Annotated in this window: 11 protein-coding genes; 4 read left to right on the top strand and 7 right to left on the bottom strand. The window is 74.8% G+C overall.

From position 1 onward, the window contains the following. Window positions 1-16 precede the first annotated feature (16 nt). On the top strand, window positions 17-994 hold the full coding sequence (locus tag ACI78Q_RS19225; protein WP_456925043.1) for a hypothetical protein: 978 nt from the start codon (window positions 17-19) through the stop codon (window positions 992-994). Next, window positions 991-1,755 carry a hypothetical protein gene (locus ACI78Q_RS19220; RefSeq protein WP_456925042.1) on the top strand — a complete coding sequence of 255 codons (765 nt, stop codon included), beginning with the start codon at window positions 991-993 and terminating at the stop codon, window positions 1,753-1,755. Before ACI78Q_RS19225 ends, ACI78Q_RS19220 begins: the two co-directional genes overlap by 4 nt. A 17-nt stretch (window positions 1,756-1,772) precedes the next feature. Here ACI78Q_RS19220 and ACI78Q_RS19215 read toward each other — a convergent pair whose 3' ends face one another. Together ACI78Q_RS19215 and ACI78Q_RS19210 are read right to left on the bottom strand one after the other, a co-directional pair. Further along, the gene (locus ACI78Q_RS19215; RefSeq protein WP_456925041.1) at window positions 1,773-2,450 is read right to left on the bottom strand and encodes a LuxR C-terminal-related transcriptional regulator; all 678 of its coding nucleotides are present in this window, start codon (window positions 2,448-2,450) and stop codon (window positions 1,773-1,775) included. After that, window positions 2,447-3,883, bottom strand: a complete 1,437-nt coding sequence (locus ACI78Q_RS19210) for a sensor histidine kinase (protein ID WP_456925040.1) — start codon at window positions 3,881-3,883, stop codon at window positions 2,447-2,449. Before ACI78Q_RS19210 ends, ACI78Q_RS19215 begins: the two co-directional genes overlap by 4 nt. Window positions 3,884-4,207: 324 nt before the next feature. Between ACI78Q_RS19210 and ACI78Q_RS19205 the strand changes: the two genes are divergently transcribed. Then, complete coding sequence (locus ACI78Q_RS19205) at window positions 4,208-4,891, top strand: TasA family protein (protein ID WP_456925039.1); 684 nt, start codon at window positions 4,208-4,210, stop codon at window positions 4,889-4,891. A gap of 173 nt (window positions 4,892-5,064) precedes the next feature. On the opposite strand, the gene ACI78Q_RS19200 is transcribed toward ACI78Q_RS19205, so the two are convergent. Both ACI78Q_RS19200 and treZ read right to left on the bottom strand, forming a co-directional pair. Further along, the gene (locus ACI78Q_RS19200) at window positions 5,065-5,790 is read right to left on the bottom strand and encodes a dihydrofolate reductase family protein (protein WP_456925038.1); all 726 of its coding nucleotides are present in this window, start codon (window positions 5,788-5,790) and stop codon (window positions 5,065-5,067) included. Between the two features lies 1 nt (window position 5,791). After that, complete coding sequence (treZ, locus tag ACI78Q_RS19195) at window positions 5,792-7,543, bottom strand: malto-oligosyltrehalose trehalohydrolase (RefSeq protein WP_456925037.1); 1,752 nt, start codon at window positions 7,541-7,543, stop codon at window positions 5,792-5,794. A gap of 141 nt (window positions 7,544-7,684) precedes the next feature. Between treZ and ACI78Q_RS19190 the strand changes: the two genes are divergently transcribed. Then, window positions 7,685-10,198, top strand: a complete 2,514-nt coding sequence (locus ACI78Q_RS19190) for a hypothetical protein (RefSeq protein WP_456925036.1) — start codon at window positions 7,685-7,687, stop codon at window positions 10,196-10,198. On the opposite strand, the gene ACI78Q_RS19185 is transcribed toward ACI78Q_RS19190, so the two are convergent. The 3 genes from ACI78Q_RS19185 to glgX all read right to left on the bottom strand — a co-directional run bounded on the left by ACI78Q_RS19185 (window position 10,167) and on the right by glgX (window position 15,572). Next, complete coding sequence (locus tag ACI78Q_RS19185; protein WP_456925035.1) at window positions 10,167-10,742, bottom strand: LysM peptidoglycan-binding domain-containing protein; 576 nt, start codon at window positions 10,740-10,742, stop codon at window positions 10,167-10,169. The genes ACI78Q_RS19190 and ACI78Q_RS19185 overlap by 32 nt on opposite strands. Window positions 10,743-11,127: 385 nt before the next feature. Further along, entirely contained in the window at window positions 11,128-13,464 is a 2,337-nt protein-coding gene (gene treY / locus ACI78Q_RS19180) for a malto-oligosyltrehalose synthase (RefSeq protein WP_456925034.1), read from the bottom strand. Next, window positions 13,461-15,572: a glycogen debranching protein GlgX gene (gene glgX, locus ACI78Q_RS19175; protein ID WP_456925033.1), complete on the bottom strand. Its 2,112-nt coding sequence runs from the start codon at window positions 15,570-15,572 to the stop codon at window positions 13,461-13,463. The genes treY and glgX overlap by 4 nt, the downstream gene beginning before the upstream one ends. Between the last annotated feature and the right edge of the window lie 409 nt (window positions 15,573-15,981).

The raw sequence follows: 15,981 nt of genomic DNA, 5'->3' as shown, positions 1-15,981 counted from the left end.
GCCCGAGCATGGGCTCGTGCGTCGACCCCTCCCCGCTCTCGGCGCCGTGCTCGCCGCGGCCGCCGTGCTGGCCACGCCCGGTACGGCGATGGCCGGCGGGCCGCTGGCCCCGGGGAGCAGCCAGACGCTCGACGTCTTCCTCCCGGCCGACTGGGCCAGCGGCGTCGACCGCCTCGGCGTCACGGTCACGGGGCTGACCCAGCTCGAGAACGGCTGCGTCGAGCCGGAGTCCGAGTCCGGCGACCGCTCCTGCGGCGCCGAGGAGGGCGAGCTGGCCGACTTCCTCGACGCCACGGTCATCGGCGGGACGACGGACGGCAAGACGTGCCGCGCATCCGCCACCCCGGACGACGCCGTGACCCTGGACCTGCTCGAAGGTGAACCCAGCGAATTCGACGTCGACGGCGTGAACTGCCTGGTGCTGCGCCTCGAGTTCGGGGACGACGAGTCGCGGAACCCGGACAACTGGGCCCAGTCGGACAGCATCGACTTCACCCTCGGCGTCGTCGGCCGGGAGAAGCTGGGCGGTCAGGCGTCCGCCGGCAACGCCCAGACGACCGCGTCCGAGGACCTCGCCGACGTGGCCGCCTCCGACAGCGCGACCTCCGCCGGCTCCGCAACCGGCAGCGCCACCACCCCTCGCGGCTCGACCGCCGTTGCGGGGGCGCCGACCGGCGCGGGCACGGCGACCGTTGGCACCGCCGTCGCGGGCGGCGCCGCAGACGGTGCGGCCGCCGCGGGTGGAGCCACTCCGGCCGGTGTTCCCGCGCCCGCGGACGCGGGAACCGGCGGCGCGGCGAATGGACCGGTCGTCGGACGGGTGGACACGCCCGTGACCGTCGACGACGGCGGGGTGGCCCTGGCGACCGAGTCGGCGTCCACCTCCCTCGCCGGCCAGGTGCTCGCCTGGGGGAGCCTGTTCCTGGGAGCGGTCGTCCTCGGCGGCGTCGTGTTCGTGCTGGCGCGGCGTCGGCGCCGGGAGCGTGCCGCATGAGGCGCCGCACCGCGCTGGGGCTGGGCGCCGTGACCGCTGCGGCGGCGCTCGCGGTCGGCCTCGGCGGCACGACCGCCGTGCTCAGCGACACTGCATCCGTGCCGGCCGCGGTGGGTGCCGGCTCGCTCAGCCTCTCGAATCAGCAGGGTGACGCGGCCGTCGAGTTCCGGCCGGGCCGGGACGCGATCGTCCCGCTGCGCGCACAGGTCGACGGCGGCGGGCGGGTGGTCCTCCAGGTCTCGCTGGTCGCGGCGGATCCTGCCGTCCCGTGCCCGGAGAAGGTGGGCCTCACCGTCGACGTGGCGTCCGGGACGTGGCAGAAGCCGGTGGAGCTCTGCGACCTCGCGCCGGCAGGTGGGAGCGAGCGGCCGGTCAGCTTTCTGGTGATGGACTCCGCGAAGCCGTCGACCGACCTGTCCCTCACCCTGCGCGCCACGGGGGGACCCTCGGCGAAGGACCCCGCGTGGGACGGTGCCCTCCGCTTCACGCTGCGGCAGACCGACGGCGGCTTCAGCGACTCGGCGGACGTGGCCGTCCGCCTCGTCCCGCCGTCCCCCCAGAACGCGACGCCGGCCGTGCCGAAGGGCAACAGGTCCGCCGGCGCCGCGGTGACCGGTGGTACCGAGCCCACCGTCGACGTCGGTGCGGGGGATCCCGCGGTGGACGCCCCCGCTCCGCAGCAGCCGGTCACCGTGGAGACGCCGGAGACCGCTCCCGATCCGCTCGTCGGCACCGGCAACGCCGGGACGGCGACCGGCTGACCCGGAGCGGCGTCCGGTCAGGACACGGCGGGCAGGTCGAGCCAGCCGGACCGGCGGGCCAGTGCGACGGCCTGCAGCTGCGAGGTGACCTCCAGCTTCGTGAGCACCGCGCGGATCTGGGTGCGCACCGTGGCCTCGCTGACGTGCGCGGTGGCGGCGATCGTGGCCGCCGGCATGCCGGAGGCCAGACAGCGCAGCACCTCGGCCTCCCGCGCGCTCAGCTGACGGAACGGCGCCAGGCGCGCCGACTCCTCGGCGCGGCCGCGGCGGGCGGCGGCCAGCAGGTCCTGGCGACGTCCCTCGGACAGGACGGGCCGGCCCTCCCGGACCGCGGCCACGACCTCCAGGAGGTCGGCCAGGTCGGTGTCCTTGGGCAGCACGGTGACCGCACCCCGCTCGACGGCGGTGCCCCACGTGTGGTCGCCGGTCTCGCCGGTGACCACGACGACGCGGCACCCGGCGGACGACAACGGGCCGACCAGGTCCAGGCCGTCGATCGGCACGTCGTCCTCGCCGTTCCCCAACCGCAGGTCGAGGAGCACCGTCGCCGGCGCGGAAGCGGCGCAGGCGCGTTCGATCTCGTCCGCCGAACGCGGCGGGACCCGGACCGCAGAGTGGCCGGCGGCCCGCAGCCCGATCTCGATCGACTGCGCGAAGAGCGAGTGGTCGTCGACCAGGAGGACCGGTTCCGTCACCCGGCCAGCTTCAGCGGAACGGCCGTGGCGCGCATCCCGGCCGGATGCGTCCCGGCGGTCGCGGGGTGCACCGGCAGCCGGAGTGCGAAGCGGCTCCCGACGGCCGTCTCCTCGGCGACGAGGTCACCGCCCTGGCGGCGGGCCAGGTCGCGGGAGATGGCGAGGCCCAGCCCCTCACCCGGGCTGCCGGGACGCCGGGCGCCCGCCTCGAACGCGGCCGCCCGGCGGGCCGCGGGGAGACCCGGACCGTTGTCGGAGACGGTGACGGTGAGGTGGTCGCCGACGTCCATGGTGACCCTGCACAGCGCGCCCGGCGCGTGGACCAGGGCGTTGCCGAGCAGGTTGCCGAGGATGACGGCGAGCGCGTCGCCGTCGACGACGACCGGCGGCTGGTCCGACGGCGCCCAGTCCACCCGCAGGCCGCGCTCGCGGTGGCCGACCACCAGGGCGCGCACCAGCCCGTCGAGGTCGACGCTGCTCACCGACGGCGGGCGGTCGGGCAGCCGCAGCATCCGCTCCAGTCGGGCCAGCTCGACGGTGACCGACTCCTCCAGGTCCGCGCGGGCCGCGGCGTCCGCTGGCCCCGTGAGGTGCCGGACGGCGGACGAGCCGGCGCGGATGCCCGCGACCGTGGCCCGCGCGTCGTGCAGGCAGCCGCGGACCTGCTGCAGGTGCCGCTCGTGGCCGGCGAGCTGCTCCAGCAGGCCGGCGACGTACCGCTCCTGGCCGGCCAGTGCGTCCGCGAGGCCTCGGGCGGCGGTGTCGAACGCGATCACTGCGACGAGCAGGAACCCGACGTCGGAGACGGTCTGCACCTCGGTGGTGAGGGCCGGCAGCACCGACGGCAGGCCGCGAAGCGCCGTGAGCAGCCCGACGGCGAGCGCGACGACGGCGAGGCTGCGTGCGGACCGCCGGTCGCGGGCGCCGAGGGGGTCGATCCGCCAGGCGGCGATCGTGACGGCCAGCCACGGGGCGCCGGCCAGCACGTAGGCCACCGGCACCGTCGCCCAGGCCAGCGCCGGCCAGGGACCGACGACGGCCGCGAGCGCGAGGGTGGTCCCGGCGAGCAACAGCCCGGTCAGACCGACGACGACGGCCCGCTGGAGCCGCGGCCGGGTGACCGGGTCGGTGAAGGCGCGGAGGCTGACCACCGCCGCCCACGCGACGATGCACAGGCCCGCAGCAGTGGCAACGGCCGGCCAGCGCCGGTCCAGGAACGCGTGCACCGCGATCGTCGCGGGCAGTTGCAGTCCCAGCAGCACGAGGCCCATGCCGGTCTGCCATGTGGCCCCGGTGCCGGTCACGCGCCAGCGGAGCAGGAAGCCGGCTCCGGCAGCGAACAGCCCGAGCACGCCGAGGACGACGAGGAGGGTGTGCCGCCCCTGGTGGCTCGCCAGCGTGAGCGCCGCGACCAGGGCGACGAGAGAGATCACGCGACCGGTCGACAGTCGCCCCCACGTGCCGCGTACCGCGCCGCCGATGGTGCCGTCGCCTGTCGCTGTCCTCATCCGCCCCGTATCCGTTCGCAGAACTCGCCGGTCTCGCTCGGCGAGCACATCACACGAGCGGGTGAGGAGCGGCGGTGGAGTGGCGAGTGCGCCGTGCGTGCCCAATGTGACGGAGGAGTCACGCGGCGAAGTCAATCAACAGTTCTGACGATGCCGCAGGGCGTGGCCGGAACCGAGTCTTGAGTCGTTCGCCGTGCAGATGTCCGGCGAGAACCGTCGTACCGACGGGGACACCGACAGGAGACACCCGTGAAGAAGATCGCCCTCGCCGCTGCCGCCATGGGTGGCACCGCCCTCATCGCCTTCGGCGCCAGCGGCACGTTCGCCGCCTTCACCGACGCCGAGCAGACCAAGACGTCGTCCGGCGCCGGCACGCTCGACCTCACCCTCAACAGCGGCGCTGTTGTCGGCGCCCCGAAGCCGCTCGCTCTCGCCCCCGGCGAGTCGACGACGCAGGCCTTCTGGGTCAACAACGCGGGCACCGTGGCGGGAGCGCTCACGGCCGCCCTGACGATCAACCAGGACGCCGAGCGGGGCTGCCAGGAGCCGGAGACCACGGCTGTCACGGGCTTCACCCCCGACAACACCTGCGATGAGTGGTGGTCCGGCGGTGAGTTTTCGAAGTACGCCCAGGTGCAGTTCCTCGACTCCGAGGCGAACACCGCAGCTGACTGCGCGACTTCGACCACGGGCGCCGAGTCTTGGGGCCGTGCGGTGACGCTGAAGGACGCCGCCGTTGCGCCCGCCCCCATCGGGGACCTCGCGGGTGGTGCGGGGAACTGCATCGTCCTCAAGGTCACCCTGCCCGGGAACGTCGGCAACGACGTTCAGAGCGACACGGCGGAGATCGGGTTCGCCGCCACCCTTGCCCAGCCGACGACCCCGCGGGCCGGGAACCTCTCCGGCCCCGGCACCACCGCCACCCTGAACTGACGTACCTGCCCTCGAGGGCGGTCCGGGATCTCCCGGGCCGCCCTCGCGGCGTTTCGCAGCCACGCGAGCGACTGCGACCAGACTCTCTGCATGACGACGTCCGTCGATCTGCGCGAGGTGGAGGCGCACCTGTCGCGGCTGCTCGAGAAGGTCGCCGCCGGCGAGGCTCCTGGTCAGCGGTCCACCGCGTAGCGGGTGAACAGGACGCCGTCCTCCTCCAGCACGTGCCGCAACTCCAGCGGCACGAGGTCGGTGAGCGGCTCGCCGAGCAGGTGTGGCTGCCCCGCCCCGACCAGCGCCGGTGACAGCGTGAGCGCGAGGTCGTCGACGACCCCGGCCCGCAGGGCGGCGCGGAAGAGCTGCGGCCCGCCCTCGCACAGCACCTGCTCGTGGCCGAGGTCGGCCAGCCGGTCCAGCGCGAGCGGCAGGTCCACGTCGTCCTGCCCGCAGACCAGCACCGTCACGCCGGCGTCGGCCAGTGCCGCCCGGCGGCCGGGGTCGGAGGCGGCGCAGGTGACCAGGATCGTCGAGTCGACCGCCAGCCGGTCCCCGGGGGCGAGCGACGCCCGGCGGGAGACGACGGCGATCGGCGCGGTCGCCCTCCGGCCGAGCGCGGCGCGCAGCGCCCCGACGGCGGGGTCCGCCGCGACCGGCCGGTAGCCCTCGGCCGCCGCCGTCCCGTGCCCGACGAGGACGACGTCGGCCAGGGCCCGCAGGACCCGGAACACCCGCTGGTCGCCCGGGGAGCCCAGCCCGGCGCTCTTCCCCTCGACGGTGATCGCGCCGTCGAGGGAGGCCACGAAGTTCGTCCGCAGCGAGCGACCGGGCGGCGGCCGGTAGGCGTCGGCCAGGTCGGCGTCGGTCAGCTCGGCCGCAGCCCCGGGGAGCAGGCGGCGCACGTCAGCGGGTGGAGACCACGACGGCGCTCTCGCGGGGCACCGTCACCGTGCGCCCGTCGATCGTCGGCAGCTCGCCGCTGGCGAACAGCACCTCGCCCGCCGGGACGTCGAGGTCGACCTCCCGGGCCTCGCCGGAGAGGTTCGCCACCACCCGCAGCGACCCGCGGTGCACGACCAGCCAGCGCTCGGCGTCGTCCCACGTGACCGCGATCCGCGACAGGTCGGGGTCCACCAGGTCCGGGTGCGCCCGGCGCAGGGCCAGCAGCGCCCGGTGCACGCCCAGCAGCCGGGAGTGCGGCTCCCGTTCGAGCTCCTCCCAGTCCAGCTTCGAGCGGGTGAAGGTCTCGGGGTCCTGCGGGTCGGGGACGACGTCGGCGTCCCAGCCGTGTTCGGCGAACTCGCCGATCCGGCCCTCGGCGGTGGCCCGGCCCAGCTCGGGCTCGGGGTGGCTGGTGAAGAACTGCCACGGCGTCGAGGCGCCCCACTCCTCGCCCATGAACAGCATCGGCGTGAACGGGCTGGTGAGCACGATGGTGGCGCCGACGGCGAGCAGGTCGGGGGAGAGGGAGGCGGAGATCCGGTCCCCGACCGCGCGGTTGCCGATCTGGTCGTGGTCCTGCAGATAGGCGAGGAACTTCCAGCCGGGCAGGACGCCGGTGTCCACGGGCCGGCCGTGGTGCCGGCGGCGGAAGCTGGACCACGCGCCGTCGTGGAAGAAGGCCCCGGTCAGGGTCTTGGCCAGGCCGGCGAGCCCGGCCGCGGCGAAGTCGGCGTAGTAGCCCTGCCCCTCGCCGGTGAGCGTGGCGTGCAGGGCGTGGTGGAAGTCGTCGCTCCACTGCGCGGTCAGCCCCGTGCCGCCGGCCACCCGCGGGGTGACCATGCGCGGGTCGTTGAGGTCGCTCTCGGCGATCAGCGTCAGCGGCCGCCCCTCGGCGACCGACAGCCGGTCCACCTCCTGGGCCAGCTCCTCCAGCAGGTGGGTGGCCCGCTCGTCGACCAGCGCGTGGACGGCGTCCAGCCGCAGCCCGTCGACGTGCATGTCGCGCAGCCACATGAGGGCGTTGTCGATGATGTAGCGGCGCACCTCGTCGGAGTCCGGCCCCGACAGGTTGACCGAGTTGCCCCAGGTGTTGGCGCCTTCGGAGAACACGGGGAAGAACAGCGGCAGGTAGTTCCCCGACGGGCCCAGGTGGTTGTAGACGACGTCCTGGATCACGCCCAGGCCCCGCGCGTGGCAGGCGTCGACGAAGCGCTGGTAGGCCGCCGGGCCGCCGTACTCCTCCTGCACCGTGTACCAGAGGACGCCGTCGTAGCCCCAGTTGTGGGTGCCGTTGAAGCCGTTGACCGGGAGCAGCTCGACGAAGTCGACGCCGAGCTCCACCAGGTGGTCCAGCCGCCGGGCCGCCGCGTCGAGGGTGCCCTCCGGGGTGAACGTGCCGACGTGCATCTCGTAGACCACGCCACCGGCCAGGGGGCGGCCGGTCCAGGCGGAGTCGCCCCAGCCGTACGCCGCCGGGTCGAAGCGGCGGGACAGTCCGTGCACGCCGTCGGGCTGGCGGCGCGAGCGCGGGTCGGGCCGGGGCGTCTCGTCCTCGTCGAGCAGGAAGCCGTAGTCGGCCTCCGGTGCCGCCTCGACCACGGCGCGCCACCACCCGTCGTCGTCCCGGCGCATGTCGTGCACCGCGCCGTCGACCTGGAGCCGGACCCGCTTCGGCAGCGGTGCCCAGACGGAGAACTCGACGGGTGCGGACATGCGGAACGCCTCCAGGCGTGTGGGCGAGGACGGTACGGCGGGGGCTCGGGTCTGGCCGGGGCCGGGGAACGGGGCAGATCATGCCCGCACACCCGACGGTCAACCGTGACGTGCGCGGCGGCCGGCGGAGGAGGAGAGCCGATGGCCGGCTGGGTCGAGCTGCGGGTCCACGGGGTCAGCGGGACCCCGCCGGGCTACATGCTGGGCAGCGCGCACACCGTCCAGGTCGCGGGGGACGACCGGAGCCGCTGCTTCCGCCCCGCCGACGCCCAGCAGCACGAGGTGCCGGCCCCCGACGGGCACCTGCTCGAGGCCTTCCACTGGGGCCGGTGGACGTCGGGCTCGTGGGCGCAGGGCCTGTGGCTGCTGCTCATCCCCTTCGGCATCGTCAACGCCGCCCAGTTCATGCTGCCGCCGCCGGAGACCGGCGCCCAGCGTCGCCTGCACGCGCTGTGCGGGGCGCTGCTGCGCACCGTCGGCCTGGTGCTCACCGGCCTGTTCGCGCTCGCCGACTGCCTCGTCGTCGTCGACCTGCTCGCCTGGCAGTGGCTGGCCGGCCGGGGCCTGCCGGTGGCCGACCGGGTCGTCGTCGTGGCCGGACTCCTCGTGGCCGCCGCCCTCGTCACCGGGCTGTCGCGGATCGGCGCGGTCGACACCGGCCGCCGCTACCGGTTCGCCCACGCCGGCCCCCGTGACCTCGGGCACGGCGCCGACGGGCTGCCCGGCCTCGGGGACGCCGCGTTCTTCGACGGCGACCCCGACAGCCCGTCGCTGCGCCGGCTGCACCACGCCGCGGGGCTGCTCGTCGTCGCCTGGCTCGGGCTGTCGGTGGCCGCCGACGGCGGGACCGGCTGGGCGGCGGGCTGGCGCTGGTACGCCGCCGCCGTGCTGGGCCTGGTGGCGCTGGTCGTGCTGTTCGCGGGCGACCCGGAGCGGCGGGCGACGGTGCTGGAGGCCGGTGCACCCGACCGCGCCCGGGCGGTGCGCTGGACCGCGGCCGCGGCCGGGGCCGTCCAGGTGCTCACCGGGGGTGCGCTGGTGCTGGCCCTGGTCGCCGTCGCGGTCACCGACGTCTCCGGCGCCGGCCGGCTGCCGGGGACCGAACCGGCGGTCGCGCTGCTGGTCCTCGCGGGCACCGGCGCGGTGACCCTGCTCGTGCTGGCCGTCGCCGGCCTCGCCGCCGGGACGCGGGCGGCTGCCCGCCGCACGCCGCGCCCGTTCCGCCGCTTCGCCGGCGGGATGTCCGCCGCGCTGGCGACGGCGGTCGGCTGCTACCTGGCGGTCGGCTCCAGCGCCGGGCTCACCCTCGGCGTCGAGGAGCTGGTCGACGGGCTGACCGGCACCGACGTGGACGTGCCGGAGCTCCTGCAGCGGTTCTCCTACGCGTGGGGGCTGACCGCGTTGGTGTTCGCCGCGCTCGCCGTCGCCGCGAGGCTGCGGGCCGGCCGCCGGCGGCGGGTGTTCCGCGCCCGGGCGCAGGCGGCGATGACCTTCGGGGACCCGCCCGCGCTCCACCTGCCGCCGCCGTGGGTGCACGCGGCCGGCAGGGCGATGCAGCGGGCACGGATGAAGAACGCCGTCCCCCTGGTGCTCGGCTTCTGGACCGCCCTCGGCCTGGTGCTGGCCGCGGCCATCGGGGCGGCGTCGTGGTCGGCCCGCGGCGCGGGGGAGGACCCGGCGTTCCCGGTCAGCCTGCTCACCGGCGTGTCCTCCCCGCCCGGCGGCACGGTGACCGGGGACGACGTGGTCATCGGGGTGGGCCAGGTGGCGCTGCTCGGGATCGGGCTGGGCACGGTGCTGCTGGCCCGGGGCGCGCTGCGCAGGGAGGGTGCCCGGCGCGGGCTGAACGTGGTGTGGGACGTGGTGGCGTTCTGGCCGCGCACGGCGCACCCGTTCGTGCCGCCGCCGTACGCCTCGGAGGTCGTCCCGGCGCTGGTGCGCCGGATCTGCTGGCACCTGGGTGTGCCCGACCCGCTGGAGGACGACGAGGACGCCGGGCCGGCCGGATCGCGGCCGGCGGTCAACCCCGCGCCGGTGCGGGAGGTGGTCGTGGCCGCGCACAGCCAGGGCAGCCTGATCTCGCTGGTCGCCCTGCTGTGGCTGCCCGAGGAGGTCCGCGGCCGGGTGCGGTGGGTGACCTTCGGGTCCCAGCTGCGGCTGCAGTTCACCCGCGGCTTCCCGCACTACGTGCCGCCGGAGCTGCTGCGCGGGATGGCGGGGGCGTTCCGGTGGGTGAGCCTGTACCGCGACACCGACCCCGTCGCCGGGCCGGTCACCAGCTGGGACCACAGCCACGACGGCGGCCCGCTGGTCTCGCGGCGGCTCGACGACCCGGCGACGCCGCAGCCGGACTGGGTCGACCCGCGCACCGGCCGCCGGGTGTGCGGCAACGAGTGGCGGCTGCTGGACCCGGTGCCCGGCGACCTCGCGCTGCAGACCCGGGCGGTCACCGGGATCGGCGGGCACAGCGGCTACTGGACCGACCCGGACTGGTCGCTGGCCCTCGAGGTGGCCTGCGGCCGGCTGCCCGACGGCCGGCGGTCGTGGGCGCCGGGCGCCCCGGACGGGCACCCCCGGGGTCGCGGGCGGGACCGGCCGCCCGCGACCCCGGGGGAGAGTCCGGTCAGACCGACAGCACCTGACCGACCTGGATGACGTTCGGGTTGCTCACGGTGCCCTGGTTCAGCGCGTACAGCGCCTGCCAGGTGGTGCCGTGCGCCGCCGCGATCTCGGCGAGCGTGTCGCCGGACCGGACGACGTACTGACCGGACGCCGCGCGGTCGTCCCGGGAGGCCCGCTCGGGAGCGGGCGCCGGGGCTGGTGCCGCAGCGGGCGCCGCGTCGGCGGTGGGTGCGGCCGGGTTCAGAGCACGGCCGCAGGTGGGCCAGGCACCCGGGCCCTGGGCGTCGAGCGTGCGCTCGGCGACCGTGATCTGCTGGGCCTTGCTGGCGAGGTCGGCGCGGGCGGCGAACGCCGTCCCCCCGTAGGCGGCCCAGGTGCTCTGGCTGAACTGCAGGCCGCCGTAGTAGCCGTTGCCGGTGTTGATGCTCCAGTTGCCGCTGGACTCGCAGGCGGCGACGGCGTCCCAGTCGTTGGGTCCGGCGGCCGATGCGGGCTGGGCCAGCACGCCGAGCGAGGCGGCGGCGATGCCGGTCGTGAGGAGGGTCTTGCGGGCGAACGAGGACGTGCGCGTGCGCATGGGGACTCCCGATCCGCCGCCTGAGAGGTGAGCTGTCGGGTTCGGAGCGATCGGTGCCCCGGCCGTGCGCGCACGGCTTCACCCCGAGGCGTCCCGGCGCCCGGCCCGGAGGCCGGACGACGGAGGACGCCGGAATGGGTCCCCCACCCCCGTCCTGGCGGTGCAGGAGGAAACGGATGCCGACGGACGGGGTTCGGCGGATCGGCTCCGGCGCCCGGTCTCGGTCGAGCGGGTGCCGCAACAACGTAACGGTCAGGTCACGACGAGGCACCCCTCGTCCCGCGAGCAACACCCGTCCCGCGCCGGACCTCGTTCCGGAGGTGGCGCGGAAGGGCTGGTCACATCGCCGTGGGAGCGCGCCTCCCGCGGCGATGTGACCTCGGTCTCACTCGCGGACCAGGAGTGCCACGGGCAGGCGCTCGAGCACCGCGCCGACGGGCATCCCCGCGGCGTCGGAGACGAACCGGCCCCCGGTGAGCAGGTCCCGCCAGGAGCCGTTGGGCAGCTGCAGGGCGGTGTCCCGCCAGCCGCCGGCCGCGGCCAGCCCGACCGGCAGGCGGGTCGCGACGGTCACCGCGCCGTCCTGCCCGTCGGCCCCCCGGTCGAAGGCGACCACGTGCCCGGCGGCCGCCCCGGTCGCCTCGACCAGCCGGTACCCGGCGAACCACTCCGGGTGCTCCCGCCGGGCCCGGAGCGTGCGGGTGACCACCAGCAGCTTGGCGGCGCCGGTCTCGTCGACGGCCGGCACCTCCCCGGCGTCCAGCGACGCCAGCAGGCGCCGGCGCAGGTCGTAGTCGACCGGACGGCGGTTGTCCGGGTCGACGAGGGAGAGGTCCCAGAGCTCGGTGCCCTGGTAGACGTCGGGGACGCCGGGCATCGTCAGCTGGATCAGCTTCTGCGACAGCGAGTTGGACCGGCCGGCCGGCGCGATGCGGCCGACGAAGGCCTCGATCTCCGCGGCGGTCCGCTCGTCGTCGAACGCGGCGTCCACGAGCGCGTGCAGCCGGCCCTCGAACTCCTCGTCCGGGTCGGTCCACGTCGTCGACGTCCCCGCCTCGCGGGCCGCCTTCTCCGCGTAGGCGTGCGCCCGCTCCCGCGACAGCGGCCACGCGCCGACCAGGTTCTGCCACACCAGGTGGGCCAGCGGCCGGTCGGGCAGCGGGTGCCGGGTCAGCAGCCCGCGCACGAGCTGGGCCCACTCGGCCGGCTGCTCGGCCAGCACGGCCAGCCGGGCACGGACGTCCTCGCTGCGCTTGGTGTCGTGCGTCGACAGCGTGGTCATCGACTGCGGCTTGCGCTCGGCGCGGCGGACCTGCGCCTCGTGGAACTCCTCGACCGTGCTGCCGAAGCGGGCCGGGTCACCGCCCACCTCGTTGAGCGCCACGAACCGCGCCCACCGGTAGTAGGCGGTGTCCTCGACGCCCTTGGCCATCACCGGGCCGCTGGTCTGCTCGAAGCGGGTCGCCGCCTCGGTGCCGGCCTGGGCCAGCACCGGGTGCAGGGCGTCCACCGCGTCGCGCAGGTCCGGACGCCGCTCGCGCACCGCGGCCACGGTCGCGGTCAGGTGCTCGCCGCCGTCGGGCAGGTAGCTGCGGTAGACCGGGAAGGTCGCCAGCAGCTCGGCCAGCGCCTCGGTCTGCTGCGCGCGGTCGACGCCGGGCAGCTCGCCGATGACCCGCACCAGGCGGGCCACCTCCGAGCCGAGGATGCCGTCGGTCACCTCCCGCTTGCAGCCGTGCACCAGCTCGGCGTAGTCGACCGCCCGGCCCGACAGCTCGGTGTCCAGCGCGGTCAGCGCCGCCTCACCGGCCGGGTCGACCAGGACGTCGTCCACCTCGGCCAGCGCGTCGTAGCCCGTCGTCCCGGCGGTCGCCCAGCTCTCCGGCAGGTCCTCCCCGGGCTCGAGGATCTTCTCCACGACGGTCCACCGGTCACCCGAGGCCTCGGCCAGCCGGTCGAGGTAGCCCTTGGGGTCGGCCAGGCCGTCGGGGTGGTCGATCCGCAGCCCGTCGACCGCTCCGCTCTGCACCAGCTCCAGCACCAGCCGGTGGGTCGCGGCGAAGACCTCCGGGTCCTCCGCGCGCAGGCCGGCGAGGGTGTTGATCGCGAAGAACCGCCGGTAGTTCAGGTCGGCGTCCGCGCGCCGCCAGTCGACCAGCTCGTAGTGCTGGCGGGCGTGCACCTCCTGCGGCGTGCCCTCCCCGGTACCGGGCGCGATGGGGAAGCGGTGGTCGTAGTAGCGCAGCTCGCCGTCGACCACCTCGAGCTTCTCGACGTCCTCGGCCGACCCCAGGACCGGCAGGCGCACCTTGCCGCCGCCGAAGTCCCAGTCGATGTCGAAGGCCGCGGCGTGGGCGCTGTCCCGCCCGTTCTGCAGCACGTCCCACCACCACGGCGCCTCGGCGGGGTCGGCGACGCCCATGTGGTTGGGCACCAGGTCCAGCACCAGGCCGAGCCCGTGCTCGTGCAGGGCGGCGACCAGCCGGTCGAAGCCCTCCCGGCCGCCGCGGGACTCGTCGACGTGCTCGTGGTCGACCGTGTCGTAGCCGTGCGTGCTGCCCGACGCCGCGCGCAGCAGCGGCGAGGAGTACGCGTGGCTCACGCCGAGGTCGGCCAGGTAGCCGGCCACCGCCGCGGCGTCGGCGAGGGTGAAGTCCGAGGTCACCTGCAGCCGGTAGGTCGCCGAGGGGACCCCGCGCCGCCGCTCGTCCGGAGCGCTCACAGCGCCGGACTCGTGAGGACGACGATCGAGCGCCCCCGGACCGTCACCGTCTCGCCCGGCTTGAGCTCCACCGGCTCCACCTCGCCCATCTCGGCGGTGTCGAGCACCGTCGTCCAGCCCTGGGCGTAGTCCTCGCTGGGCAGCGTGAAGTCGATCGGCTCGTGGGAGGCGTTGAACGCGAGGTAGAAGTGGTCGTCCTTCACGTACTCGCCGCGCTCGTCCATCTCACGGATGCCGAGGCCGTTGAGGTAGACCGCGAGCGACTTGGCGTAGCCCACGTCCCAGTCCTCGTCGGCCATCTGCTCGCCGTCGGGGGTCAGCCAGTCGATGTCGGGCACCGGCTCGCCCTGCCCGCGGCGCACCGGGCGGCCGTGGAAGAACCGCCGCCGGCGGAACGTCGGGTGGTCGCAGCGCAGCTTGGTGACCGCCTTGGTGAACTCCAGCAGCCCCTCGTCGACGGCGTCCCAGTCGATCCAGGTGAGCTCGGAGTCCTGGCAGTAGCCGTTGTTGTTGCCGCCCTGGCTGCGGCCCAGCTCGTCGCCGTGCAGGAGCATCGGCACGCCCTGGCTGAGCATCAGCGTGGCGATGAAGTTGCGCCGCTGCTGCGCCCGCAGCTGCAGGATCCCCGGGTCGTCGGTCTCGCCCTCGACGCCGCAGTTCCAGCTGCGGTTGTGGCTCTCGCCGTCGTTGTTGCCCTCGCCGTTGGCCTCGTTGTGCTTCTCGTTGTAGGAGACCAGGTCGTTGAGCGTGAACCCGTCGTGGGCGGTGACGAAGTTGATGCTCGCCACCGGGCGCCGTCCGGAGTGCTGGTAGAGGTCCGCCGAGCCGGTGATCCGGCTGGCGAACTCCCCGACGGTGGCGTCCTCGCCGCGCCAGAAGTCGCGCACGGTGTCGCGGTACTTCCCGTTCCACTCGGTCCACAGGGCCGGGAAGTTGCCGACCTGGTACCCGCCCTCGCCGACGTCCCACGGCTCGGCGATCAGCTTCACCCGGCTGACCACCGGGTCCTGGTGCACCAGGTCGAAGAAGGTGGCCAGCCGGTCGACCTCGTGCAGCTCGCGGGCCAGCGCCGAGGCCAGGTCGAACCGGAACCCGTCGACGTGCATCTCGGTGACCCAGTAGCGCAGCGAGTCCATGATCAGCTGCAGCGACTGCGGCGTCCGGACGTTGAGGGTGTTCCCGGTGCCCGTGTAGTCCATGTAGTACTGCTCGTCGCCCTCGACGAGCTTGTAGTACGTGCGGTTGTCGATGCCCCGGAACGACAGCGTCGGGCCCAGGTGGTTGCCCTCGGCGGTGTGGTTGTAGACGACGTCGAGGATGACCTCGATGCCGGCCTCGTGCAGCGCCCGCACCATGCCCTTGAACTCCTGGACGTGCTGGCCGGCCGTGGTGTCGCTGGCGTACTCGTTGTGCGGCGCGAAGAAGCCGATCGTGTTGTAGCCCCAGTAGTTGCGCAGGCCCTTCTGCTGGAGGGTGTCGTCCTGCACGAACTGGTGCACCGGCAGCAGTTCGATCGCGGTGATGCCGAGGTCGGTGAGGTGCTCGATCGTCGCCGGGTGGGCGATGCCGGCGTAGGTGCCGCGCAGCTCCTCCGGGATCCGCGGGTTGGTCATGGTCAGGCCCTTGACGTGGGCCTCGTAGATGACCGTCTTGTTGTAGGGCGTCCTCGGCGGGCGGTCCACGCCCCAGTCGAAGTACGGGTTGACGACGACGGACTTCGGCATGTGCGCCGCGGAGTCCTCGTCGTTGCGCTCCTTGGTCTCGAAGTCGTAGCCGAAGACCGACGGGTCCCAGTCGATCTGGCCGTCGATCGCCTTGGCGTACGGGTCGAGCAGCAGCTTGTTCGGGTTGCAGCGCAGGCCCTGGGCCGGGTCGTGGGGGCCGTGCACGCGGAACCCGTACTTCTGGCCGGGGTGGATGCCGGGGAGGAAGGCGTGCCAGACGTAGCCGTCCATCTCCGGGAGCCGGATGCGCTCCTCGTTGCCGTCCTCGTCGAAGAGGCACAGCTCGACCTTCTCGGCCACCTCGCTGAAGATCGCGAAGTTGGTGCCGGTGCCGTCGTACGTGGCACCGAGCGGATAGGCGCTGCCGGGCCAGACCTGGGTCATCGTGCGGGGTCCTCCTGCGCTGGCGCCCCCGGGACGCCGGGGGCAGGTGGCCTCCCCGCCGCAGGGCGCCGGTGAGGAGGTCGGGGCACACCGGGCGCCCCGTGCCCCCGTTGCCCCCTCCGGACGCCGCGCACACCTCGCGCCGGCATCCCGGGGGAGATCTCGCTCACCTCCGGACGACGACGCCCCCCGCGGTTCTCCGCGGGGGGCGTCGTCTGCAGGTCCGGCCGGGCAGCGGCGCCGGGGTCCGACCTCGCCCGGGCGCTGCCCGGGTGGCGCTGGTCCTCGGCGATGACCGCTCCTGCGAGCGGGGACGCTAGGGGGCCCCGTACCCCGGGGCAAGCACCGGGGGCCAGTCGGTCGTCCCCGTGCGCCCCGTGCGTGCACCGGCGTCGCACGAACAGCGTCC

This window comes from Geodermatophilus sp. SYSU D00705, from assembly GCF_054050135.1.
The sequence above is the reverse complement of the archived record's forward strand: the minus strand, read 5'-3'. Positions and strand labels throughout refer to the sequence as shown.

What these genes read in the sequence shown, in the direction of transcription:
- glgX (WP_456925033.1), bottom strand. Translation starts at nt 15,572, where the DNA reads ATGACCCAGGTCTGGCCCGGCAGCGCCTATCCGCTCGGTGCCACGTAC.
- treZ (WP_456925037.1), bottom strand. Translation starts at nt 7,543, where the DNA reads ATGTCCGCACCCGTCGAGTTCTCCGTCTGGGCACCGCTGCCGAAGCGG.
- ACI78Q_RS19220 (WP_456925042.1), top strand. Translation starts at nt 991, where the DNA reads ATGAGGCGCCGCACCGCGCTGGGGCTGGGCGCCGTGACCGCTGCGGCG.
- ACI78Q_RS19190 (WP_456925036.1), top strand. Translation starts at nt 7,685, where the DNA reads ATGGCCGGCTGGGTCGAGCTGCGGGTCCACGGGGTCAGCGGGACCCCG.
- ACI78Q_RS19185 (WP_456925035.1), bottom strand. Translation starts at nt 10,742, where the DNA reads ATGCGCACGCGCACGTCCTCGTTCGCCCGCAAGACCCTCCTCACGACC.